The organism is Listeria farberi, assembly GCF_014229245.1.
GTDB lineage: Bacteria > Bacillota > Bacilli > Lactobacillales > Listeriaceae > Listeria > Listeria farberi.
Map to the genome: position 1 here is coordinate 130,894 of NZ_JAARZJ010000008.1, position 22,618 is coordinate 153,511.

The 22,618-nt window shown below is 38.5% G+C and carries 35 protein-coding genes; 33 read left to right on the forward strand and 2 right to left on the reverse strand.

Features of this window, described 5'->3' with window-relative positions:
- Positions 1-33: 33 nt before the first annotated feature.
- The 26 genes from rplB (at position 34) to HCB45_RS08995 (ending at position 13,809) form a co-directional block, all read left to right on the forward strand.
- The gene (gene rplB, locus HCB45_RS08870; protein ID WP_003739849.1) at positions 34-867 is read left to right on the forward strand and encodes a 50S ribosomal protein L2; all 834 of its coding nucleotides are present in this window, start codon (positions 34-36) and stop codon (positions 865-867) included.
- Between the two features lie 87 nt (positions 868-954).
- Positions 955-1,233, forward strand: coding sequence for a 30S ribosomal protein S19 (rpsS, locus tag HCB45_RS08875; RefSeq protein ID WP_003720946.1), 279 nt, complete (start codon positions 955-957; stop codon positions 1,231-1,233).
- Between the two features lie 20 nt (positions 1,234-1,253).
- Positions 1,254-1,610, forward strand: coding sequence for a 50S ribosomal protein L22 (rplV, locus tag HCB45_RS08880; protein ID WP_003727697.1), 357 nt, complete (start codon positions 1,254-1,256; stop codon positions 1,608-1,610).
- 3 nt (positions 1,611-1,613) lie between these two features.
- On the forward strand, positions 1,614-2,270 hold the full coding sequence (gene rpsC / locus HCB45_RS08885) for a 30S ribosomal protein S3 (RefSeq protein WP_003720944.1): 657 nt from the start codon (positions 1,614-1,616) through the stop codon (positions 2,268-2,270).
- A gap of 2 nt (positions 2,271-2,272) precedes the next feature.
- Positions 2,273-2,707 (forward strand): 50S ribosomal protein L16, encoded by a 435-nt coding sequence (gene rplP, locus HCB45_RS08890; RefSeq protein ID WP_003720943.1) that lies wholly within the window; start codon positions 2,273-2,275, stop codon positions 2,705-2,707.
- A complete protein-coding gene (gene rpmC, locus HCB45_RS08895; RefSeq protein WP_003720942.1) occupies positions 2,697-2,888 on the forward strand; it encodes a 50S ribosomal protein L29 in 192 nt (63 codons plus the stop codon). Before rplP ends, rpmC begins: the two co-directional genes overlap by 11 nt.
- A 27-nt stretch (positions 2,889-2,915) precedes the next feature.
- Positions 2,916-3,179, forward strand: a complete 264-nt coding sequence (gene rpsQ / locus HCB45_RS08900; protein WP_003720941.1) for a 30S ribosomal protein S17 — start codon at positions 2,916-2,918, stop codon at positions 3,177-3,179.
- 79 nt (positions 3,180-3,258) lie between these two features.
- Positions 3,259-3,627 carry a 50S ribosomal protein L14 gene (gene rplN / locus HCB45_RS08905; protein ID WP_003723686.1) on the forward strand — a complete coding sequence of 123 codons (369 nt, stop codon included), beginning with the start codon at positions 3,259-3,261 and terminating at the stop codon, positions 3,625-3,627.
- 37 nt (positions 3,628-3,664) lie between these two features.
- Positions 3,665-3,976, forward strand: a complete 312-nt coding sequence (gene rplX, locus HCB45_RS08910) for a 50S ribosomal protein L24 (RefSeq protein WP_003720939.1) — start codon at positions 3,665-3,667, stop codon at positions 3,974-3,976.
- Positions 3,977-4,002: 26 nt separating this feature from the next.
- Entirely contained in the window at positions 4,003-4,542 is a 540-nt protein-coding gene (gene rplE, locus HCB45_RS08915) for a 50S ribosomal protein L5 (RefSeq protein ID WP_003720938.1), read from the forward strand.
- Positions 4,543-4,573: 31 nt separating this feature from the next.
- Positions 4,574-4,759, forward strand: coding sequence for a type Z 30S ribosomal protein S14 (locus tag HCB45_RS08920; RefSeq protein ID WP_003723684.1), 186 nt, complete (start codon positions 4,574-4,576; stop codon positions 4,757-4,759).
- Between the two features lie 30 nt (positions 4,760-4,789).
- Positions 4,790-5,188 carry a 30S ribosomal protein S8 gene (gene rpsH, locus HCB45_RS08925; RefSeq protein WP_185319796.1) on the forward strand — a complete coding sequence of 133 codons (399 nt, stop codon included), beginning with the start codon at positions 4,790-4,792 and terminating at the stop codon, positions 5,186-5,188.
- Positions 5,189-5,218: 30 nt separating this feature from the next.
- Positions 5,219-5,755: a 50S ribosomal protein L6 gene (gene rplF / locus HCB45_RS08930; protein WP_003726442.1), complete on the forward strand. Its 537-nt coding sequence runs from the start codon at positions 5,219-5,221 to the stop codon at positions 5,753-5,755.
- 39 nt (positions 5,756-5,794) lie between these two features.
- Complete coding sequence (rplR, locus tag HCB45_RS08935; RefSeq protein ID WP_003739848.1) at positions 5,795-6,154, forward strand: 50S ribosomal protein L18; 360 nt, start codon at positions 5,795-5,797, stop codon at positions 6,152-6,154.
- A 21-nt stretch (positions 6,155-6,175) separates the two neighbouring features.
- Positions 6,176-6,679 (forward strand): 30S ribosomal protein S5, encoded by a 504-nt coding sequence (rpsE, locus tag HCB45_RS08940; RefSeq protein ID WP_003723681.1) that lies wholly within the window; start codon positions 6,176-6,178, stop codon positions 6,677-6,679.
- Positions 6,680-6,695: 16 nt separating this feature from the next.
- Positions 6,696-6,875, forward strand: coding sequence for a 50S ribosomal protein L30 (rpmD, locus tag HCB45_RS08945; protein ID WP_003720933.1), 180 nt, complete (start codon positions 6,696-6,698; stop codon positions 6,873-6,875).
- Positions 6,876-6,932: 57 nt separating this feature from the next.
- Positions 6,933-7,373, forward strand: a complete 441-nt coding sequence (gene rplO / locus HCB45_RS08950; protein ID WP_003764125.1) for a 50S ribosomal protein L15 — start codon at positions 6,933-6,935, stop codon at positions 7,371-7,373.
- Complete coding sequence (gene secY / locus HCB45_RS08955; protein ID WP_185319797.1) at positions 7,373-8,668, forward strand: preprotein translocase subunit SecY; 1,296 nt, start codon at positions 7,373-7,375, stop codon at positions 8,666-8,668. Before rplO ends, secY begins: the two co-directional genes overlap by 1 nt.
- 59 nt (positions 8,669-8,727) lie before the next feature.
- Positions 8,728-9,375, forward strand: coding sequence for an adenylate kinase (locus HCB45_RS08960; RefSeq protein WP_003768462.1), 648 nt, complete (start codon positions 8,728-8,730; stop codon positions 9,373-9,375).
- A 387-nt stretch (positions 9,376-9,762) separates the two neighbouring features.
- Positions 9,763-9,981: a translation initiation factor IF-1 gene (gene infA / locus HCB45_RS08965; RefSeq protein ID WP_003720929.1), complete on the forward strand. Its 219-nt coding sequence runs from the start codon at positions 9,763-9,765 to the stop codon at positions 9,979-9,981.
- A 103-nt stretch (positions 9,982-10,084) separates the two neighbouring features.
- Positions 10,085-10,198 carry a 50S ribosomal protein L36 gene (gene rpmJ / locus HCB45_RS08970; RefSeq protein ID WP_003720928.1) on the forward strand — a complete coding sequence of 38 codons (114 nt, stop codon included), beginning with the start codon at positions 10,085-10,087 and terminating at the stop codon, positions 10,196-10,198.
- Between the two features lie 18 nt (positions 10,199-10,216).
- Positions 10,217-10,582 carry a 30S ribosomal protein S13 gene (gene rpsM, locus HCB45_RS08975; RefSeq protein ID WP_003723677.1) on the forward strand — a complete coding sequence of 122 codons (366 nt, stop codon included), beginning with the start codon at positions 10,217-10,219 and terminating at the stop codon, positions 10,580-10,582.
- 22 nt (positions 10,583-10,604) lie between these two features.
- On the forward strand, positions 10,605-10,994 hold the full coding sequence (gene rpsK / locus HCB45_RS08980) for a 30S ribosomal protein S11 (protein ID WP_003720926.1): 390 nt from the start codon (positions 10,605-10,607) through the stop codon (positions 10,992-10,994).
- 109 nt (positions 10,995-11,103) lie between these two features.
- Entirely contained in the window at positions 11,104-12,048 is a 945-nt protein-coding gene (locus HCB45_RS08985) for a DNA-directed RNA polymerase subunit alpha (RefSeq protein WP_003723676.1), read from the forward strand.
- Positions 12,049-12,064: 16 nt separating this feature from the next.
- The gene (rplQ, locus tag HCB45_RS08990) at positions 12,065-12,472 is read left to right on the forward strand and encodes a 50S ribosomal protein L17 (protein ID WP_003768456.1); all 408 of its coding nucleotides are present in this window, start codon (positions 12,065-12,067) and stop codon (positions 12,470-12,472) included.
- Between the two features lie 242 nt (positions 12,473-12,714).
- Positions 12,715-13,809: a DNA glycosylase AlkZ-like family protein gene (locus HCB45_RS08995; protein ID WP_185619615.1), complete on the forward strand. Its 1,095-nt coding sequence runs from the start codon at positions 12,715-12,717 to the stop codon at positions 13,807-13,809.
- 40 nt (positions 13,810-13,849) lie between these two features.
- On the opposite strand, the gene HCB45_RS09000 is transcribed toward HCB45_RS08995, so the two are convergent.
- Positions 13,850-14,749: an acetamidase/formamidase family protein gene (locus HCB45_RS09000; RefSeq protein WP_185619617.1), complete on the reverse strand. Its 900-nt coding sequence runs from the start codon at positions 14,747-14,749 to the stop codon at positions 13,850-13,852.
- A 117-nt stretch (positions 14,750-14,866) separates the two neighbouring features.
- Positions 14,867-15,529 carry an MgtC/SapB family protein gene (locus HCB45_RS09005; RefSeq protein ID WP_185319800.1) on the reverse strand — a complete coding sequence of 221 codons (663 nt, stop codon included), beginning with the start codon at positions 15,527-15,529 and terminating at the stop codon, positions 14,867-14,869.
- 132 nt (positions 15,530-15,661) lie between these two features.
- On the opposite strand from HCB45_RS09005, the gene HCB45_RS09010 reads away from it, so the two are divergent.
- The 7 genes from HCB45_RS09010 to cas9 all read left to right on the forward strand — a co-directional run.
- Complete coding sequence (locus tag HCB45_RS09010) at positions 15,662-16,501, forward strand: energy-coupling factor ABC transporter ATP-binding protein (RefSeq protein WP_185619619.1); 840 nt, start codon at positions 15,662-15,664, stop codon at positions 16,499-16,501.
- Positions 16,477-17,343 carry an energy-coupling factor ABC transporter ATP-binding protein gene (locus HCB45_RS09015; RefSeq protein ID WP_185319802.1) on the forward strand — a complete coding sequence of 289 codons (867 nt, stop codon included), beginning with the start codon at positions 16,477-16,479 and terminating at the stop codon, positions 17,341-17,343. The genes HCB45_RS09010 and HCB45_RS09015 overlap by 25 nt, the downstream gene beginning before the upstream one ends.
- A 2-nt stretch (positions 17,344-17,345) precedes the next feature.
- The gene (locus HCB45_RS09020) at positions 17,346-18,143 is read left to right on the forward strand and encodes an energy-coupling factor transporter transmembrane component T family protein (RefSeq protein WP_185619621.1); all 798 of its coding nucleotides are present in this window, start codon (positions 17,346-17,348) and stop codon (positions 18,141-18,143) included.
- A 5-nt stretch (positions 18,144-18,148) separates the two neighbouring features.
- Positions 18,149-18,895 carry a tRNA pseudouridine(38-40) synthase TruA gene (gene truA / locus HCB45_RS09025; protein WP_185619623.1) on the forward strand — a complete coding sequence of 249 codons (747 nt, stop codon included), beginning with the start codon at positions 18,149-18,151 and terminating at the stop codon, positions 18,893-18,895.
- A 194-nt stretch (positions 18,896-19,089) separates the two neighbouring features.
- Positions 19,090-19,527: a 50S ribosomal protein L13 gene (gene rplM / locus HCB45_RS09030; RefSeq protein WP_003764106.1), complete on the forward strand. Its 438-nt coding sequence runs from the start codon at positions 19,090-19,092 to the stop codon at positions 19,525-19,527.
- A 21-nt stretch (positions 19,528-19,548) separates the two neighbouring features.
- Positions 19,549-19,941 carry a 30S ribosomal protein S9 gene (rpsI, locus tag HCB45_RS09035; RefSeq protein ID WP_003726075.1) on the forward strand — a complete coding sequence of 131 codons (393 nt, stop codon included), beginning with the start codon at positions 19,549-19,551 and terminating at the stop codon, positions 19,939-19,941.
- Between the two features lie 438 nt (positions 19,942-20,379).
- Positions 20,380-22,618: type II CRISPR RNA-guided endonuclease Cas9 (gene cas9 / locus HCB45_RS09040; RefSeq protein ID WP_185619627.1), on the forward strand; the 2,239-nt coding region annotated here is incomplete at its 3' end.

A 22,618-nucleotide genomic window follows, 5' to 3' on the forward strand; every position in this document is an offset into this window, starting at 1 on the left:
AACTTTAAATAAATCTAACGAGGAGGGGAAACAATGGCGATCAAAAAGTATAAACCTACCACTAACGGGCGCCGGCATATGACTAGTTCTGATTTTGCTGAGATTACTACAAGTACTCCAGAAAAATCTTTACTACGTCCTCTTAAAAAGAAAGCCGGACGCAATAACCAAGGTAAGTTAACTGTTCGTCATCACGGCGGTGGCCATAAACGCCAATACCGCGTGATTGATTTCAAACGTAACAAAGATGGTATTCCAGGACGCGTTGCAACGATCGAGTACGATCCAAACCGTTCTGCTAATATTGCTCTAATCAACTATGCTGATGGAGAAAAACGCTACATTATCGCAGCGAAAGGCCTTGAAGTAGGCCAAACAATTTATTCGGGAGCAGAAGCCGACATCAAAATCGGTAATGCACTAGAATTAAAAGATATTCCAGTGGGTACTGTTATCCACAATATCGAAATGAAACCTGGTAAAGGTGGACAATTAGTACGTTCTGCTGGAACAAGTGCTCAAGTGCTTGGTAAAGAAGGTAAATACGTATTAATCCGCTTAAACTCTGGTGAAGTTCGCATGATCCTTGCTACTTGTCGTGCTACAATCGGTCAAGTTGGTAACGAACAACACGAACTTATCAACATTGGTAAAGCAGGTCGTTCACGTTGGATGGGTAAACGCCCAACTGTTCGTGGGTCTGTAATGAACCCGAACGATCACCCACACGGTGGTGGTGAAGGTAAAGCTCCAATCGGTCGTAAATCACCAATGTCTCCTTGGGGTAAACCAACTCTTGGATACAAAACTCGTAAGAAAAACAACAACTCCGATAAATTTATCGTACGTCGTCGTAAGAAAAAATAATCGGATTAATAGATTGAATAAAATTGGTAGCAGGATAGCGAGGACAAGCGTTCTCAGCTTCCTGACTATGCGAAGGGAGGTTCCGTCATGGGTCGTAGTTTGAAAAAAGGACCTTTTGTTGATGACCACTTGATGAAGAAAGTGGAAGCAGCAGCAGAAAGCGAAAAGAAACAAGTAATTAAAACTTGGTCTCGTCGCTCCACGATTTTCCCAACTTTTGTTGGACAAACAATCGCAGTATATGATGGACGTAAACACGTTCCTGTTTATGTTCAAGAAGATATGGTAGGACACAAACTGGGCGAATTCGCACCAACTCGTACGTACCGCGGTCATGCGGGCGACGATAAAAAAACTAAACGCTAATTTGAGAGGAGGATATCCTAATGGCAAGTGAAGTTACAAGCGCAAAAGCCGTTGCCAAAACGGTTCGTATTGCTCCTCGCAAAGCTAGAATCGTCATTGATTTAATTCGAGGCAAGCAAGTTGGCGAAGCAATTGCAATCTTGAAGTATACTCCAAGATCGGCTTCCCCAATTATTGAAAAAGTATTAAAATCCGCTATTGCTAACGCAGAGCATAACTATGATTTAGACATTAACAACCTTGTAGTAGAGGAAGCATTTGTTGACGAAGGTCCAACACTTAAACGTTTCCGTCCACGTGCACAAGGTCGTGCAAGTGCAATCAACAAACGTACTAGCCACATTACAGTTGTGGTATCTGAAGTGAAGGAGGGATAATTCGTGGGTCAAAAAGTACATCCAATAGGTATGCGTATCGGTGTCATCCGTGATTGGGACTCCAAATGGTACGCGGAAAAAGATTATGCGGACTTCTTACATGAAGATTTACGCATCCGTGATTATGTTGCAAAACGTTTATCTGACGCTTCTGTTTCTCGCGTAGAAATCGAACGTGCAGCTAACCGTGTGAATATCACTATTCATACTGCTAAACCTGGTATGGTTATCGGTAAAGGTGGTTCTGAAGTTGAAGCATTACGCAAAAACTTAAACGAACTTACTCAAAAACGTGTTCATATCAATATCGTAGAAATCAAACGTGCTGACCTAGACGCAAAATTGGTTGCTGAAAACATCGCTCGTCAATTGGAAGGTCGTGTATCTTTCCGTCGTGCGCAAAAACAAGCTATCCAACGTACTATGCGTGCTGGAGCAAAAGGTATCAAAACTCAAGTATCTGGTCGTCTTGGCGGAGCGGATATCGCTCGTGCTGAACACTATAGCGAAGGAACAGTACCTCTTCATACATTGCGTGCCGACATCGACTACGCATGGGAAGAAGCTGACACAACTTATGGTAAACTAGGCGTTAAAGTCTGGATCTACCGTGGTGAAGTCCTTCCTACGAAGAAAAACAATGTGGAAGGAGGAAAATAATAATGTTAGTTCCTAAACGTGTAAAATACCGTCGTGAATTCCGCGGAAACATGCGTGGACGCGCGAAAGGCGGAACTGAAGTTGCATTTGGTGAATATGGTCTTCAAGCAGTTGAAGCTTCTTGGATTACAAACCGTCAAATCGAAGCAGCTCGTATCGCAATGACTCGTTACATGAAACGTGGCGGTAAAGTTTGGATTAAAATTTTCCCTCATAAATCTTACACTTCTAAACCAATCGGGGTTCGGATGGGTAAAGGTAAAGGTGCTCCGGAAGGTTGGGTAAGCCCAGTTAAACGTGGCAAAATTATGTTTGAAATCGCAGGTGTTCCTGAAGATGTAGCGCGTGAAGCATTACGTCTAGCAGCACACAAACTGCCGGTCAAAACTAAGATCGTTAAACGTGAAGAAATTGGTGGTGAAGCAAATGAAAGCTAATGATATCCGTGATTTATCCACTACCGAAATCCAAGATCAAGAAAAAGCTTTGAAAGAAGAGCTCTTCAACCTGCGCTTTCAATTAGCTACTGGTCAATTAGAAAACACCGCACGTATTCGTGAGGTTCGTAAAGCAATTGCCCGTATGAAAACAATCGTTCGAGAAAGAGAACTTGCTTAAAAAAGAATCGTAAGGAGGTTTTAATACATGGCTGACCGTAACCAACGTAAAGTTTATACTGGTCGTGTTGTATCCGATAAAATGGATAAAACAATTACCGTGGTTGTTGAAACGTACAAGAAACATGGTTTGTACGGTAAACGCGTGAAGTATTCTAAAAAATTCAAAGCGCATGATGAAAATAACATTGCAAAAACTGGCGATGTAGTTCGTATTTCCGAAACTCGTCCATTATCTGCAACTAAACATTTCCGTTTATTAGAAGTTGTAGAAGAAGCAGTAATTATCTAAATCAAAAGTTAAAAATAGATTGTGAAGAGTTGCCGAGCGCAATTTTTCCGACCCGTTATTCTGGAAGGAGGGTGTCCTAATGATTCAACAAGAAAGTCGTATGAAAGTGGCTGATAACTCTGGCGCACGTGAAGTGTTAACTATTAAAGTGCTAGGTGGATCAGGACGCAAAACTGCTAACATTGGTGATGTTGTCGTGTGTACCGTTAAACAAGCAACACCAGGCGGCGTTGTCAAAAAAGGTGAAGTTGTTAAAGCAGTAATCGTTCGTACTAAGAGTGGAGCACGTCGTCAAGACGGTTCTTACATCAAGTTTGATGAAAATGCATGTGTCATTATCCGTGACGATAAAAGTCCTCGTGGAACACGTATTTTTGGACCTGTTGCTCGCGAACTTCGTGAAAACAACTTTATGAAGATCGTTTCTTTAGCTCCAGAAGTTCTTTAAAAATTAAGTTCCAAGAAATCAAGGAGGTGCTATACCAATGCATGTCAAAAAAGGTGATAAAGTAAAAGTTATTACTGGTAAAGATAAAGGCAAATCCGGCAAAGTGCTCGCAGCATTTCCGAAAAAGGACCGTGTACTTATCGAAGGAATCAATATGGTTAAAAAACATACTAAACCTTCCAACATCAACCCGCAAGGCGGAATCTTGAATGTTGAAGCACCAATCCATGTTTCAAACGTAATGCTAATTGACCCTAAAACTGGCGAACCTACTCGTGTAGGCTACGAAGTTAAAGGTGATAAAAAAGTACGCGTAGCAAAAAAATCCGGTGAAGTAATAGATAAATAATAGTCGTAGGAAGGAGGGAATATTACATGAATCGCCTTAAAGATCAATATCTTAAGGAAATTGTTCCTGCTTTAATGAGCAAATTCAATTATGACTCCGTAATGGAGGTTCCAAAAATAGATAAAATCGTAATCAACACTGGTGTTGGTGACGCTACAGCAAATGCAAAAGTTTTAGACAGTGCAGTTGAGGAGTTAGCTCTTATCACTGGTCAAAAACCTGTAATTACAAAAGCAAAAAATTCTATCGCTGGTTTCCGTCTTCGTGAAGGAATGCCAATCGGTGCTAAAGTAACTTTACGTGGTGAACGCATGTATGATTTCTTAGATAAATTAGTTACTGTTTCACTTCCACGTGTTCGTGATTTCCGTGGTGTATCGAAAAAAGCTTTCGATGGCCGTGGCAACTATACGTTGGGTGTAAGAGAGCAACTTATTTTCCCTGAAATTGATTACGATCAAGTATCAAAAGTACGCGGTATGGACGTAGTAATCGTTACAACTGCCAAAAGTGATGAAGAATCTCATGAGTTACTTACTCAACTAGGGATGCCATTTCAAAAGTAATCAAAACTAATTTTAGTAGGGAGGCGAAAACGTGGCTAAGAAATCCATGATCGCGAAGCAAAAACGTACACCAAAATACGCTGTTCAAGCATATACTCGTTGTGAACGTTGTGGTCGTCCACATTCCGTTATTCGCAAATTTAAATTATGCCGTATTTGTTTCCGTGAACTTGCCTATAAAGGTCAAATTCCCGGCGTGAAAAAAGCAAGCTGGTAAGAAAGAGTTTAAGGAAGGAGGGTATTATACATGGTGATGACAGATCCAATTGCAGATTTTCTAACTCGCATTCGTAATGCAAACATGGTTAAACATGATAAATTAGAACTGCCTGCATCCAAAATCAAAAAAGAAATTGCTGAGATATTGAAGCGTGAAGGTTTTATCCGTGACGTTGAGTATATTGAAGATGACAATGCTGGAACAATCCGTGTTTTCTTAAAATATGGAGCGACTGGCGAACGTGTAATCACTGGTTTGAAACGTATTAGTAAACCAGGTTTACGTGTATATGCAAAATCAACTGAGGTGCCTAAAGTACTTAACGGTCTAGGTATCGCAATCGTTTCTACTTCCCACGGTGTTTTAACCGACAAAGAAGCCCGTGCTAAACAAGTCGGCGGAGAAGTATTAGCATACGTTTGGTAAGAAAAAGTAAACCATAAGGAGGTGCAATAAATGTCCCGTATAGGTAAAAAAACTATTGTGATTCCTGCAGGTGTAACAGTTACACTTAATGGATCAACAGCAACAGTTAAAGGTCCTAAAGGTGAACTTGTAAAAGAGTTCAACCCAGAAATTACTATTAATATTGAAGGCAATGAAATTAACGTTTCTCGCCCGACTGATAATAAAAACCACCGTGCACTTCATGGTACAACTCGTGCTATTCTTAATAACATGGTTGTCGGAGTTTCCGAGGGTTATGAAAAGAAATTAGAACTTATCGGTGTTGGTTACCGTGCGCAAAAACAAGGAGATAAACTTGTTCTTAACGTAGGGTACTCTCATCCAGTAGAGTTTGTTGCTCCTAAAGGCGTAGATATTGAAGTTCCTGCAAACACACAAGTGATTGTTAAAGGCTACAACAAAGAACACGTTGGCGAGTTAGCTGCAAACATTCGTGCTGTACGTCCACCAGAGCCGTATAAAGGTAAAGGTATTCGTTACGAAGGCGAACATGTACGCCGTAAAGAAGGTAAAACTGGTAAATAATGCCGCTTAATTAGGCAAATGAGAGAAGAGGTGAGTCGTGTGATTACCAAAATCGACAAAAATAAAGTACGTAAAAAAAGACATGCTCGTGTTCGTTCTAAGATTTCTGGAACTGAAAGTCGTCCACGTTTAAACGTATTCCGTTCAAACAAAAACATTTATGCTCAAATTATTGATGATGTAAATGGTGTGACACTTGCAAGTGCGTCTAATTTAGATAAAGATTTCGGTTCTGCTGAATCCAAAGTTGATGCAGCAAGCAAAGTTGGCGAACTAGTTGCTAAACGTGCTTCCGAAAAAGGTATTACTTCTGTCACTTTTGACCGTGGAGGATACTTATATCATGGCCGCGTGAAAGCTCTTGCTGAAGCAGCTCGCGAAAATGGACTAGAATTTTAATAAGAAGGAGGGACATATTACATGCCTGAGCAAATTGATGGAAACAAATTAGATTTAGAAGAACGCGTTGTTACAATCAACCGTGTTGCTAAAGTAGTTAAAGGTGGACGTCGTTTCCGTTTCACAGCACTTGTTGTTGTTGGAGACAAAAATGGTCATGTTGGTTTCGGTACTGGTAAAGCACAAGAAGTTCCAGATGCAATCCGCAAAGCTGTTGAGGATGCTAAAAAGAACATGGTGCTTGTACCAACTGTAGACACAACTATTCCACACACTGTAGTCGGACATTTTGGTGGCGGAGAAATTCTTCTTAAACCAGCTAGTGCCGGTTCCGGTGTAACTGCTGGTGGTCCCGTTCGTGCGGTCCTAGAACTTGCCGGTGTTGCTGATGTATCTTCCAAATCGCTTGGATCTAATACACCAATTAACATGGTACGTGCTACAATCGACGGAATTAAACAACTTAAAAACGCTGAAGATGTTGCGAAACTTCGTGGCAAAACAGTAGAAGAATTGTTAGGATAAGGAGGGAATTATCGTTATGGCGAAGTTAGAAATCACTTTAAAACGTAGCTTAATCGGACGCCCTCAACCACAACGCAAAACTGTTCAAGCATTAGGTCTTGGTAAAACAAATTCTGTAGTGGTTAAAGAAGATAATCCTGCAATTCGTGGGATGATCACTAAAGTAAGTCATTTAGTGGACGTCAAAGAAGTTTAAGCTTAATATAATAATATGTAATTGATAGAATTTGTTAAATAGGAGGAGGTGCTTGACATGAAACTACATGAACTTAAGCCTTCAGAAGGTTCTCGTAAAGAACGTAATCGTGTTGGTCGTGGAACAGGCTCTGGTAACGGCAAAACTTCAGGACGCGGTCATAAAGGACAAAAAGCTCGTTCTGGTGGTGGCGTACGTTTAGGCTTTGAAGGTGGACAACTTCCACTTTTCCGTCGTATTCCAAAACGTGGATTCACAAATATCAACCGTAAAGAATTTGCTATCGTGAACTTAGATGTTTTAAACCGCTTTGAAGATGGTACAGAAGTAACACCAGAACTTTTAATTGAAACTGGAATTATTCGCAACGAAAAATCCGGGATCAAGATTTTATCTGATGGAAATATCGAGAAAAAACTTACTGTGAAAGCGAACAAATTCTCTGCAGCTGCTAAAGAAGCAATTGAAGCAGCTGGCGGAAAAACTGAGGTGATCTAATGTTTCAAACGTTAGCGAACTTCTTCAAAGTAGCGGATATCCGTAAAAAAATACTATTTACATTAGCTATGCTAGTTATTTTCCGTATTGGTACATTCGTGCCAGTACCGGGAGTTAACGCAGCTGCTTTACAGTCTAGTATGGATGGCGGTATTTTGGGGTTCTTAAACACATTTAATGGTGGGGCTTTAAAAAACTTCTCAATTTTTGCTATGGGTGTAATGCCTTACATTACATCTTCCATTATTGTTCAGTTACTTCAAATGGATGTTGTTCCCAAGTTAACTGAATGGTCTAAGCAAGGGGAAATGGGTCGTAAAAAACTCAATCAACTTACTAGATACATGACGATTGGACTTGGTTTAATCGAAGCATTCGGTATGGCATACGGATTTAACCGCATGTCATCTGCTGGTTTGGTTATTGAACCATCCATTGGTAGATATGCGATTATTGCAATCGTTTTAACTACCGGTACAATGTTCTTAATGTGGTTAGGTGAACAAATCACTGTTAAAGGCGTTGGTAATGGTGTTTCCATTATTATCTTTGCAGGTATTGTTGCGCGTATTCCTGATGGAGTGCGTCAATTATATGTTTCGCAAATTGAAAACGCTGGTGATCAACTGTTCTTACACATTTTAACGTTAGCAGGTGTGGGGGTTGCAATTCTAGCTATTGTTGTAGCTGTTATCTTCTTCCAACAAGCACTTCGTAAAATTCCAATTCAATACTCTAAACGTGTAGCAGGAGCGAAACAATCGGGCGCGCAAGCAACTCATTTGCCATTAAAACTTAACTCTGCCGGAGTTATCCCAGTTATCTTTGCAAGTGCATTTATTATTACACCGCAAACTATCCTTACTTTCTTTGATCAAAGTAACGATGTTGTAAAAGTATTGAAAGACGTGTTTGATTACACAAAACCAATTGGTATGATTTTATATGTTGCACTAATTGTTGCTTTCACTTATTTCTATGCTTTCATTCAAGTGAACCCTGAGAAAGTTGCGGACAACTTGAAAAAGCAAGGTGGGTATATTCCTAGTAAACGTCCTGGTCGGGAAACACAAGCTTATCTTACATCGGTACTTTACCGTCTAACATTTGTTGGTGCAATTTTCCTTTCAGCGGTTGCTATACTTCCAACTATCGGTACTACTGTGTTTAGTTTACCGCAGTCACTTGCCGTTGGTGGTACAAGCCTACTAATTGTTATCGGGGTAGCATTAGATACTACGAAACAACTCGAAGGACAACTTGTAAAAAGGAACTATCGGGGATTTATCAAATAACACGCAGTTCTTGTTAGGGCTTCCTAGCAGGAGCTAGCGCGTAATAAGGGGCGAAACAGTTGAAATTAGTATTAATGGGACTGCCCGGCGCCGGAAAAGGCACACAAGCGGAACAGATTGTTGAGAAATACAACATTCCTCATATTTCCACTGGAGATATGTTCCGAGCAGCTATGAAAAATAATACGGAATTAGGAAAGAAAGCTAAATCCTTTATGGATAATGGCGATCTTGTTCCTGATGAAGTAACAAATGGTATCGTTCGTGAACGTTTGGCCGAAGATGATGCTAAGAATGGTTTCTTGCTTGATGGTTTTCCGCGTACGGTGGAACAAGCAGAAGAGCTAGAAAATATTCTAAGTGATTTAGGGACAGAACTTGATGCTGTCATTAACATTGAAGTTGATAAAGATGTTTTAATGAAACGTCTTACAGGTCGTTGGATTTGTCGGACTTGCGGTAAAACTTACCATGAAATCTATAACCCGCCAAAAGTTCCTGGGAAATGCGATTTAGATGGTGGAGAACTTTACCAACGCGAGGATGACAAAAAAGAAACTGTTGAAAATCGACTAAATGTCAATATGAAACAGACCAAGCCGCTTCTTGATTTTTACTCTGAAAAAGGTAAACTTCATAGCATAAACGGCGAGCAAGATATTAATGACGTTTTTGTAGATGTGGAAAAAATTCTTGCTTCTTTTTGAGGAGTAAGCTGTGCTGAAATCACTGTCAAAATCAATGCGTGCAAATTGGTTTGATTTGTAGTATAATGGATAATTGGCAGTGGAATTAAAGGCATCTAAGCAAATCATGATGAACGAGAGAACCGTTTGAAGATCATCCGAATGACGTATATGTTCTACCCTGATCTGTTCAGCCGCAATGTTTTTGCGAGTGACAGTTCTTCTGGTTTTTACGGATTTCACTTTTACAGGTTGTCTGCAAAGCTGGCGAAATGTGTTGCCTTTTAATGAAGTGCATCCATTTTTGCATGTTTTACGTTTTTTTCATGTAAGAGAAATAGTTACACTGAAAGGATTAGGCCTGCATCAGGAACAAATCCAAGAATACAAGAAGGAGGTAGCAAACATATGGCAAAGGAAGATGTTATTGAAGTAGAAGGCGTTGTGCAAGAAACTCTACCAAACGCGATGTTCAACGTTGAACTCGAAAATGGTCATAAAGTACTGGCAACTGTTTCTGGTAAAATTCGCATGCATTACATTCGTATTTTACCTGGAGATAAAGTGACAGTTGAGCTTTCTCCATACGACCTGACACGCGGAAGAATTACTTATCGTTTCAAATAATTTGCACTCCGAAATTGAATTTATATACCGGTCTGGTTTATCCAGCTTAGAAATTATCGGTTTATAGAGACATTTTCTCTAATAAACAAGGAGGTATATCTATATGAAAGTAAGACCATCAGTGAAACCTATGTGCGAAAAATGTAAAGTTATTCGTCGTAAAGGTAAAGTAATGGTAATTTGTGAAAATCCAAAACATAAACAAAAACAAGGATAAGAGGAGGTGCTTAAGTAAATGGCACGTATTGCAGGTGTGGACGTTCCACGTGAAAAACGTATTGTTATTTCCCTGACTTACATTTATGGTATCGGTAAACAAACAGCTAAAGAAGTTCTTGCTGAAGCTGGTGTTTCTGAAGATACTCGTACTCGTGATTTAACTGAAGAAGAGCTAGGTAAAATCCGTGAAATCTTAGACCGTATTAAAGTTGAAGGTGACCTTCGTCGTGAAGTAAACTTAAACATTAAACGTCTAATCGAAATCGGTTCTTACCGTGGCATGCGTCACCGTCGTGGACTTCCAGTTCGCGGACAAAATACAAAAAATAATGCCCGTACTCGTAAAGGCCCGTCCAAAACAGTAGCAGGCAAAAAGAAATAATAGTAAAGGAGGTAGTTAGTGAATGGCTCGTAAAACAAATACTCGTAAACGTCGTGTGAAAAAGAATATCGAATCTGGTATTGCACACATTCGTTCTACATTTAATAATACGATCGTAATGATTACTGACACACATGGTAATGCTTTAGCTTGGTCAAGTGCAGGTTCCCTAGGATTTAAAGGTTCTCGTAAATCTACTCCTTTCGCAGCGCAAATGGCAGCTGAAAGTGCAGCAAAATCAGCACAAGAACATGGTTTAAAAACATTAGAAGTAACTGTTAAAGGTCCTGGTTCAGGTCGTGAAGCGGCTATCCGTGCACTACAAGCAGCTGGTCTTGAAGTAACAGCTATTAAAGATGTAACTCCAGTTCCACATAACGGATGTCGTCCTCCAAAACGTCGTCGCGTATAAGTGGTCGTTTTCTTTTGCCAATAGTAGATTTTTACTGTCTTAACTATCAAGGCAGAGAGTTTGACATAAAGACTGATATTCTAGACGTTTTGAAGGAGGGTAAATTTGAATGATCGAAATTGAAAAGCCAAAAATCGAGACGATTGAGATCAGCGATGATGCCAAGTATGGAAAGTTTGTTGTAGAGCCACTTGAGCGTGGATATGGTACAACTTTGGGTAACTCCTTACGTCGTATTCTATTATCTTCTCTTCCAGGTGCAGCAGTAACCTCTATCCAAATTGATGGAGCTTTACATGAGTTTTCTGTAATTGAAGGTGTAGTAGAAGATGTAACAACCATGATTTTAAATATTAAAAAACTTGCGCTAAAAATCTATTCTGATGAAGAAAAAACATTAGAAATCGATATGCAAGGTCCTGGTGTAGTAACTGCAGCTGACATTAATTATGACAGCGACGTTGAGATTTTAAATCCTGACTTACACATTGCTACATTAAGTGATAATGCTAAATTTCATGTGCGTTTAAATGCGACTCGTGGTCGTGGTTACACACCTGCTGATCAAAATAAACGCGAAAATATGCCAATTGGTGTACTTCCAGTAGATTCAATCTTTTCACCGGTTATCCGTGTGAACTATCAAGTGGAAAATACACGTGTTGGACAATCAACTAATTATGATAAGCTTACGTTTGATGTGTTAACTGACGGAAGTATCAGCCCAGAAGAAGCAGTTTCTCTTGGAGCTAAAATTCTTTCTGAGCACTTAAGTATCTTCGTTAATTTGACAGATGAAGCACAAAAAGCTGAAATTATGATTGAAAAAGAAGAAAGCCATAAAGAGAAAGTGCTTGAAATGACTATTGAAGAATTAGACTTGTCTGTTCGTTCATATAATTGTTTAAAACGCGCTGGAATCAATACAGTACAGGAACTTGCTGACAAATCCGAAGACGATATGATGAAAGTCCGTAACTTGGGCCGTAAATCGCTTGAGGAAGTTAAAGTAAAACTGGCTGACCTTGGCTTATCTCTAAGAAACGAAAACTGATAAAGGAGGCAATTCCATGGGTTACAGAAAATTAGGTCGTACAAGCTCACAACGTAAAGCATTACTACGTGATCTTGCAACGGATTTAATCGTACATGAACGTATTGAAACAACAGAAGCTCGCGCTAAAGAGATTCGTAAAGTTGTTGAAAAACTAATCACTTCTGGGAAAAAAGGAGACTTGCACGCTCGTCGTCAAGCAGCTGCTTTCATCCGTCATGAAGTTGTAGAAGTAGTACAAGTAGATGCTAAAGGTAAAGATGGTTCTACTGTGAAGAAAAACCGTCCTGTATACGCTCTACAAAAACTATTTGATGATGTTGCTCCACGTTACGCGGAACGTCAAGGTGGTTACACTCGTATCTTGAAAAAAGGTCCACGTCGCGGTGACGGCGCACCAATGGTTATTATTGAATTAGTTTAATAATAAAACGTTTAAAGCAAGTGGAGTGTCATGATATGGAGACTTCGTGTTTCCTTGTCTAGCTCTGTGTTTCCTAGTCTATTTAATCGTAGGCTAGGAGGCAGGCTTTTTTTGTTTGACCTGCTTTACGAATATGCTTCGATTAGTAGGTCAAACTTGAAAAGCTTTATTTTTTTGCTTGCCTTTTATTCTGAAAGCATCTATAGTAAACCTCAAAGATTTGTTTCGAGGAGGAACTAGATATGCAATCAGTCACTAACTCGCAAATAGCTCAAAATCGGTTATCTAATTCAGGTCTATTGCAAAATAAATTTTCTAGCGCACCGGAAGCTTCTCGTGCGTTATTTGGCATTCAGTCACAGTATCAACAGTTTGGTGAAATCAGCTTGTTTAACCGGGTGACTAACCTCACAAAAGAAAAACTTCAACACGATTACGACCAAAAAGATTTAATTAAGATATGGGGGCAAAGGATGACTGTGCATATGTATACACCTTCTGACTGGTTTTTTGTCCACAATGTCTACTCGGATAAAAATAATTGGTTAAAGAAGCATGCAAGCTCTCTGGGGCAAGATTTGGATGAGCTACTGGTTGAAATGGAAAAACTTCTCTTAAGTGCAGAAAAAATCCCCAAAGAAGCATTTACCAAATTATTAGGGGGGCACGCTAAAGAACTTATGCAATGGGGCGGAGTTTTTATTCAAGGATCTCTTGATGGTACACTTTTCTGTGTGCCAGAATCACCTAAAACAAGGTTTTATAGTCATAGAAATTGGATTAGTGCAGAAAAACAAGCTAATTGGCTAGAAAACGGCCGTGATGAAGCTGGGCTTGAAGTAATGATTGACCGTTACTTTAGCGCATATGGTCCAGCTACAATTCGGGATTTCAAACATTGGACAGGGCTCCGGAAGTTTGAATTCCAACAAACGCTTGAAACGGCTCTGGAAAATTATTTTAGTTATTTAGGTGAGGACGGTCAGATTTACTATAGCAAAACAGAAGTTCAAGCTGAATTAGAACAACAACGCCCACTTTTATTAGGGAAATTCGATCCACTTTTTGTTAGCTACGGAAAAAAAGATTGGTTGGCTGATATAACTGAAACAAGTTTAATTTGGCGTCCGGCCGGGCAAATTGAGGCAGTTTTAATTATAAATGGCTTTCTTTACGGCACTTGGAGATATAAAATAACTGGGAACAAAATAATTTTCACTTTTTATCTAACAAAAAAGATAACAAAGAAAAACCAAAAATTTGTTGAATTAGAAGCGAGGAAATTAGCCGAATTTCTTCATAAAAATTATCAAGGAAGTTTTTTTGAACAAATTTAAAAAGAGCCCTTTCGCATAACTTTTGCGAAAGGGCTCTTTTTTATAAGAAAGGCATCTCTGGAAAGCTACTTAATGGAAGTTTAATAGCTGTTGTGACGCTTGCTTTGTTCAGCTTGCAAATTTCAAAATCTGCTTGCAAAGATAATAAAAATATTGCATCTTCTAGTGTTATTTTATCTGATTCCATTAACATCTTTAGCATGTTCTGTAATGCTTTTTTTGTTGCTTTTTCGGTAGTAAGTTCAGAGGCAAGGCAGATTAATTTATTTTTATGAATAATAATTGGTGTAGGAGCTGTTTTGTTTTTTAATAATTGTAGCCTTAATGTTACTTCAGCAGGAGATTCTCCGCTTGTAGTTGTTATTTTCCCGAAGCCTGTAGTGGCTCTTATATCAGCTACGTGGAGCATAGCCCCGTACTTTTCTACTGGTAAAAATATTGTAGCGTCTTCTTTTATATCAGAAGAGTCAAGCGTCCCGCCGTGTTTAGTAGGTATAAGAAATGGTTTAGTTTGATGAATGGATTCGGTTTTTAAGAGACCGATTGTTTTTTGTAGTTGAATGTGGATTTCATCGGAATAAATAATCTTGTTTTGTTCGATTTTGTAACGGCGGATGCAATTGTGGGGTAATAAATCATCTGTTATGCCGATATTCGGTCCGTTTAACAAAACGACTTCTTTGTCTGTGAGGGTGATTTTTTCAATAGTTACTGCGAGTAAATCTCCTGGGCGTGCTTCTTCTATACAGATTGGACCTGTTGTTGGTGAGAATTGTTTCCAATCTATTTCCCCGTAATGAAGCTGATCTTGGTTGATTTGGCCATTGAAGTGATCTTTTATTTTTATTGTCACAACAGCGCCATTTTTTACTGTAATCACAGGTTTTGTTGATTCATCCATCTTATGAATCGAACGTTCTGAGGTTACAAAATTTTTCATCTCATCCCTTCTCTCTATTCAGTTAGTGTTGACGGGTGAATTATAGCAAAACGAGAAGAGGTAAGTAAATGGATATTCTGTGAACAAATTAATTGAAATGTGCAATAAAAAGCTAATTTATTCCATTTTTTCAATAGTAACATCAGGAAGCGTCTGGATATAGTGAAATAGTTCGTATTCGTCGTTCTTATTCTTTGTTTTTACAACAATATTAACACGAATAAATAGACTATTTCCGATCATTTCTTTTTCACTTGAATATGAAATTATTTGTTGTTTGTTTTGCTGAATTTTATCAGTAATTTTTACTAGATTTTCTTGATTGTCGGTTGAATAAATGAATGAAGTTGTATGGAGCGAGACGGATTTAAAAATAATACTGAGAAATTCTAAACCAATTAATGTGAGCAGTGTAGCCGCAATACCGACCCAATACATTCCAGCCCCAACTGCGAGGCCAATCCCGGCTGTAGCCCAAAGTCCTGCCGCTGTAGTTAATCCGCGAACAAATTTCTTTTGAATGATAATCGTACCAGCGCCAATAAAGCCAATGCCACTTACCACTTGGGCAGCAACACGGCTAGGGTCAAATGATATAGTTTGCATGGTGGCGATTTCGGAAAAACCGTATTGGGACACAATCATAATTAAAGCGCTACCGAGTGAAACAAGAAAATGTGTCCTGAACCCCGCTTCTTTCGCCCTGATTTCTCTGTCAAGTCCAATAACGGCTCCAAGGAGACCAGCAACAACAAGTCGTAAAATAAAATCTGCTAACATAGTTATCACATCCTTAACGATAATATATTCCCTTTCGCAGGAAAGCAAAACAATTGAAAAAAGGAAATTTTGCGCCAGAAGGATGTTTATACTATAATAAACAATGAATGGTCAAAAAGTGAGGTGTTAAGCGTGGCAGAAAGTTTTGTGAGATTGGAGCACGTTTTTTATAAATACGAAGATACGGAAAAATATGCAGTGAAAGATGTATCTATTTCTGCTCGAAAAGGGGAATGGGTCGCGCTAGTTGGTCATAATGGTTCAGGTAAATCAACTATTGCGAAATTACTCAACGGATTGCTCTTTCCGGAAGATGGTTTAATTAAAATCGGGCACTTTGTTTTGTCCGAAAAAAATATATGGGAAATTAGACGACAAGTAGGAATGGTTTTTCAAAATCCAGATAACCAATTTGTCGGTGCAACTGTGCAAGATGACGTCGCATTTGGACTTGAGAATCATGGAGTTCCACATGATATGATGGTGGAACGAGTGGAGTCAGCCTTGAATGAGGTGGGAATGCAAAGCTATGCGTTACATGAACCGGCTAGACTGTCTGGCGGGCAAAAACAGCGTGTTGCGATTGCAGGCGTTTTGGCATTGCAGCCGGATGTGATTATTTTGGACGAAGCTACTTCTATGCTTGATCCAAGAGGACGTGCAGAAGTAATGGAAACCATTCGGATTATGCGCGAACAAGAAGATATTACTGTTATTTCCATCACACATGACTTGGATGAAGTGCTTTTTGCAGACCGGGTAATTGTCATGAATAACGGAGAAGTCCACAGTGAAGGCACTCCACAAGAAATTTTTCAGCAAGCAGATGCGATGCGAGAAATTGGTTTAGGGGTTCCATTTATTATTGAGTTACAAGAAAAATTAGTTGCAGGAGGCTTTGAAACAGGAAGCACCGTGCTATCGGAAGGAGCATTACTAGATCAATTATGGAAATTAAACTCGAACAACTAGGTTATTGTTATCAAAAAAATAGCCCTTTTGAAAAGCGAGCATTGCTTGATGTAAATGTTTCTTTTGATTCTGGTAGCTATTCTGCAATTATTGGTCATACGGGTTCTGGGAAATCGACATTGCTACAACATCTTAATGCGCTTTTGATGCCGACTGAAGGTAAAATAACGGTTGGCGATAGAGAAATTGTCGCGGGAGTTAAACAAAAGAAACTACGCGATTTACGTAAAAAAGTTGGGATTGTCTTTCAATTTCCGGAAGCGCAACTTTTTGAAGAAACAGTTGAGAAGGATATTTGCTTTGGACCGATGAACTTCGGGGTTTCCGAGGAAGATGCGAAACTCCGTGCTAAAAAAGTGATTTATGAAGTAGGGCTGACAGAAGAAATTTTGTCGCGTTCGCCGTTTGAACTTTCTGGTGGACAAATGCGCCGAGTAGCGATTGCTGGTGTTTTAGCGATGGATCCGGAAGTGCTTGTGCTAGATGAGCCGACAGCAGGACTAGATCCCCATGGTCGTGAAGAAATTATGGAGATGTTCTACAACCTTCATAAAGAAAAAGGACTCACGACAGTCCTTGTCACACATAGTATGGAAGATGCTGCTCGTTATGCGGAGAAAATTGTCTTGATGAAAGCTGGGACAGTTCTTCAAATCGGCACACCACGTGAAATTTTTGCGAAGCCAGATGAACTGGTCGACCTTGGCTTGTCTGTCCCGGATGTAGTGAGGTTTCAAGGTCTGTTTGAACGGAAATTTAATATAAAATTAACAAAAACGTGTTTAACAATTGATGAATTAACAACCGAAATGGCGCCTTATTTAGCGAAGGGCGGGGCATAATTATGATGGATAAAATGATTCTCGGACGCTATATCCCGGGGAACTCTTGGTTACATCGAATTGATCCACGCGCGAAAATCACTGCTGTTATGGCGTTTATTGCAATTGTCTTTTTAGCAAATAATTGGCTGACGTATGCACTTATGTTTGCTTATGTTTTGTATTTAGTCCTAACTTCGAAAGTGCCATTTTTATTTTTTATTAAAGGTTTACAACCGATTTTTTGGCTTATTTTAATTACTTTATTGCTACAAGTCTTTTTTACAAAAGGCGGGACTGTTTTAGTTGATTTAGGACTTTTACAAATAACGACACTAGGATTGGCAAATGGGGCGATGATGTTTTGTCGCTTTGTTCTTATTATTTTTATGACGACGCTACTAACATTAACGACAAGTCCGATTGAACTGACAGACGGCCTTGAGAAGATTTTAGCCCCGTTTCGTTTAGTGCATTTACCAGTGCATGAATTGGCTTTAATGCTTAGTATTTCCTTGCGATTTATTCCCACTTTGATGGATGAAACGGAGAAAATTTTAAAAGCGCAAAAAGCTCGTGGCGTTGAATTTACGAGTGGAAAATGGAGTGACCGAATCAAGGCAATTATCCCTCTACTCGTGCCGCTTTTTATTAGTGCGTTTAAGCGAGCGGAGGACTTAGCGATTGCAATGGAAGCTCGTGGTTATCGTGGAGGTAAAGGTAGGACGAGATTTCGTATACTGCACTGGAGATTTGCGGATACCTTCTTATTAATTTCCTTGGCAGTGTTAAGTGGTTTATTATTTTGGTTGCGGAGTTGAAATGAATGACAAGGTATAAATCGATAATTTCTTATGATGGAAGCGGGTTTTACGGTTATCAAGTGCAACCGAACGCTCGGACAGTCCAAGCAGAAATTGAAAAAGCGCTGAAAAAAATGCATAAAGGTAAGAGCATTCGGATTACCGCCTCAGGAAGAACAGACACCGGGGTACATGCGAAAGGTCAAGTTATTCATTTCGACTCAGAGCTGGATATCACTGCGGAAAAATTTCAAAAAGCTTTACAAGTTATGACGCCTTTTGATATTAGCTTTTTGGCAGTGGAGAAAGCAACGGATGATTTCCATGCTAGATTTGGCACAGTTGGAAAAGAATATCGTTATGTCGTAAAAAGGACAAAAATTTTTGATCCGTTTAGTCGGAATTTTGCGCTGCATTATCCATATGAACTGGATATCGCGAAAATGAAGCTCGCGAGTAAACGTCTGATTGGTGAGCATGATTTTACTAGTTTTTGTTCGGCTAGAACGGAACGGGATTCTAAAGTGCGGACGCTTTATAGTATCGACTTTTATGAAGAGGATGCCGAGACCTTAGTGATTGCGTTTCAAGGAAATGGTTTCTTGTATAATATGGTGCGGATTTTGACAGGGACCTTGCTTGATGCAGGGCAAGGTCGAATCACTCCAGACGGTATAACGGAAGCTTTACTAGCACGTGATAGACAAAAATTAATTAGTAAAACTGCGCCACCACAAGGGTTATATTTATGGCGAGTGGACTATGAATAAAAATCGGATGTTTTTTTACAGAACGCATTGACTTTTTACTCTAAAAACTGTATTATGGACTATGGTATTGTTTGCCCCACAATAAGCCCCGGAAGGTTGTTGTGTTTAAACAATAAAAATATAGAATAGCATTTCGGGAATTAGGAACAGTTTTCGGGAGCTAATTTGTTTCAATTTATTTAGGAGGGTAATTCATGCGTACAACTTATATGGCGAAACCCGGCGAAGTAGAACGTAAATGGTACGTTATCGACGCTACTGGTGTTTCTTTAGGACGTTTATCCAGTGAAGTTGCTTCAATTCTTCGCGGAAAAAACAAACCACAATTTACTCCACATATTGACACTGGAGATTTTGTAATCATCATCAACGCTGGTAAGATTGGTCTTACTGGTAAAAAAGCTACTGACAAAATTTACTACCGTCACTCTCAATATCCAGGCGGTTTGAAATCTCGTACTGCAGGCGAAATGCGTACAAACAATCCTGAGAAATTATTAGAACTATCTATCAAAGGTATGCTTCCAAAAAATTCTCTTGGACGTCAATTATTCAAAAAATTACACGTATATGGTGGATCTGAGCACGAACATGCAGCTCAAAAACCAGAAGTATACGAATTACGCGGTTAATTAATAAAGGAGGAATACTAAGTGGCTCAAGTACAATATTACGGAACTGGTCGTCGTAAAAGCTCTGTAGCTCGCGTACGTTTAGTACCAGGCGACGGCAAAATCGTTATTAACAATAGAGACTGGGAAGATTACATCCCATTTGCAGCTCTTCGTGAAGTTATCAAACAACCTTTAGTAGCTACAGAAACTTTAGGTAACTATGATGTACTAGTAAACGTTCACGGTGGTGGTTACACTGGTCAAGCCGGTGCTATCCGTCATGGTGTAGCTCGTGCACTATTACAAGTGGCTCCTGAGTACCGTCCAGCACTTAAATCTGCTGGCCTACTTACTCGTGACCCACGTATGAAAGAACGTAAAAAATACGGACTTAAAGGCGCGCGTCGTGCACCTCAGTTCTCAAAACGTTAATCAAATCGTTTCAAAGCACCAGCTTTTGCTGGTGCTTTTTTTGTTTCCTTATAAATATACGAGTAAAGTAAAAAGGAAGCATATAGAAACATGATTCCGGAAAAATTTGTTTTGAATGTTTTATTGTGATTATTATAACAAATTTATCGAAATATGCTATAATAATTCAAGGTTCATAATAGTTAGATAAATAGATGAATGAAGTAAACATTCGTATAAATAGTATATCTTAATATACATAGAGATAAGGAATTGTTGCGATTTTGAGTTCTTAAAAAAGTGCACAAAAAAAGCGCCGAAACAGCGCTACTTAATTAAAAGTTGATAACGGACAAAGCCTTATTTTAACTCGCTATGTTATTTTGAATACTAACAATATATACATTGTATCAAATTATAAAAAGAATGCAACTAAAAATTGTTGAAGGGATGAAAAAAATGAACAAACCGTACACGATTGGACTAGACATAGGAACAAATTCGGTTGGATGGGCAGTGTTAACAGATCAATATGATTTAGTGAAGAGGAAAATGAAAATTGCTGGAGACTCTGAGAAAAAACAGATAAAGAAAAATTTCTGGGGAGTTAGATTATTTGATGAGGGTCAAACGGCAGCTGATAGAAGAATGACTAGAACAGCTAGAAGGAGAATAGAGAGAAGACGCAATCGTATTTCTTATTTACAAGGGATATTTGCGGAAGAAATGTCTAAGACTGATAAAAATTTCTTTTGCCGATTAAGTGATAGTTTTTATGTTGATAACGAAAAAAGAAATAGTCGACATCCTTTTTTTGCGACTATAGAGGAAGAAGTAGAATACCACAAAAACTACCCGACCATTTATCACTTGAGAGAAGAACTCGTTAATTCTTCAGAAAAAGCTGATTTAAGATTAGTTTATTTAGCTTTAGCTCATATTATAAAATATCGAGGTAACTTTTTAATTGAGGGAGCATTAGATACTCAAAATACTTCTATTGATGGAATATATAAGCAATTTATACAAACATATAATCAAGTATTTGCAAGTAGCATTGAAGATGGTTCGCTAAAAAAAATGGAAGATAATAAGAATGTAGCTAAAATTCTCGTTGAAAAAGTTACACGAAAAGAAAAACTTGAGAGAATTTTAAAATTATATCCTGGTGAAAAATCTACCGGAATGTTTGCTCAGTTTATCAGCTTGATTGTAGGCAGTAAAGGGAATTTTCAAAAGCCTTTTGAGCTTATTGAGAAATTGGATATTGAATGTGCGAAAGATAGCTATGAAGAAGATTTAGAGTCCTTGTTAGCGCTAATAGGAGATGAATATGCGGAACTTTTTGTTGCGACGAAAAATGCATATAGTGCTGTGGTCTTATCTAGTATTATCACAGTGGCTGAGACTGAAACTAACGCGAAGTTATCCGCAAGTATGATTGAACGTTTTGATACACATGAAGAAGATTTAGGGAAATTGAAAGCATTTATCAAGCTTCATCTACCTAAACACTATGAAGAAATATTTAGTAATACCGAAAAACATGGTTACGCAGGTTATATAGACGGTAAAACAAAGCAAGCAGATTTCTATAAATACATGAAAACGACATTAGAGAACATTGAAGGTGCCGATTATTTTATTGCTAAAATAGAAAAAGAAAACTTTTTAAGAAAACAACGAACCTTTGATAATGGGGCTATTCCGCATCAATTACATTTAGAAGAATTAGAAGTTATTTTACACCAGCAAGCAAAATATTATCCTTTTTTAAAAGAAAACTATGATAAAATCAAAAGTTTAGTAACTTTTAGAATTCCTTATTTTGTTGGCCCACTAGCTAACGGACAGAGCGAATTCGCATGGTTAACAAGAAAAGCTGATGGCGAGATTAGACCGTGGAATATAGAAGAGAAAGTGGACTTCGGTAAGTCAGCGGTCGATTTTATTGAAAAGATGACCAATAAAGATACATATCTGCCTAAAGAAAATGTATTGCCTAAACATAGTCTCTGTTATCAAAAATATTTGGTTTATAATGAATTAACCAAAGTTAGATACATTAATGATCAAGGGAAAACTAGCTATTTTTCTGGGCAGGAAAAAGAACAGATTTTTAATGACTTTTTTAAGCAAAAGCGTAAAGTTAAAAAGAAGGATTTAGAGCTATTCTTACGCAATATGAGCCATGTTGAAAGTCCAACTATTGAAGGGCTGGAAGACTCGTTTAATTCAAGTTATTCTACCTATCATGATTTACTCAAGGTGGGGATAAAACAAGAAATCCTTGATAACCCAGTAAATACGGAAATGCTAGAAAATATAGTTAAAATTTTAACTGTGTTTGAAGATAAACGTATGATTAAAGAGCAGTTACAGCAATTTTCTGATGTTTTAGATGGGGTTATTCTGAAAAAATTAGAACGACGACATTATACAGGATGGGGAAGGTTATCAGCTAAGTTATTAATGGGAATTCGTGATAAGCAATCTCACCTAACTATTTTAGATTATTTGATGAATGATGATGGACTTAATCGTAATCTGATGCAACTTATAAATGACAGTAATTTATCATTTAAATCAATAATTGAAAAAGAACAAGTAACTACAGCAGATAAAGATATTCAAAGTATTGTGGCAGACCTTGCTGGTAGCCCGGCTATAAAAAAAGGTATTCTACAAAGCTTGAAGA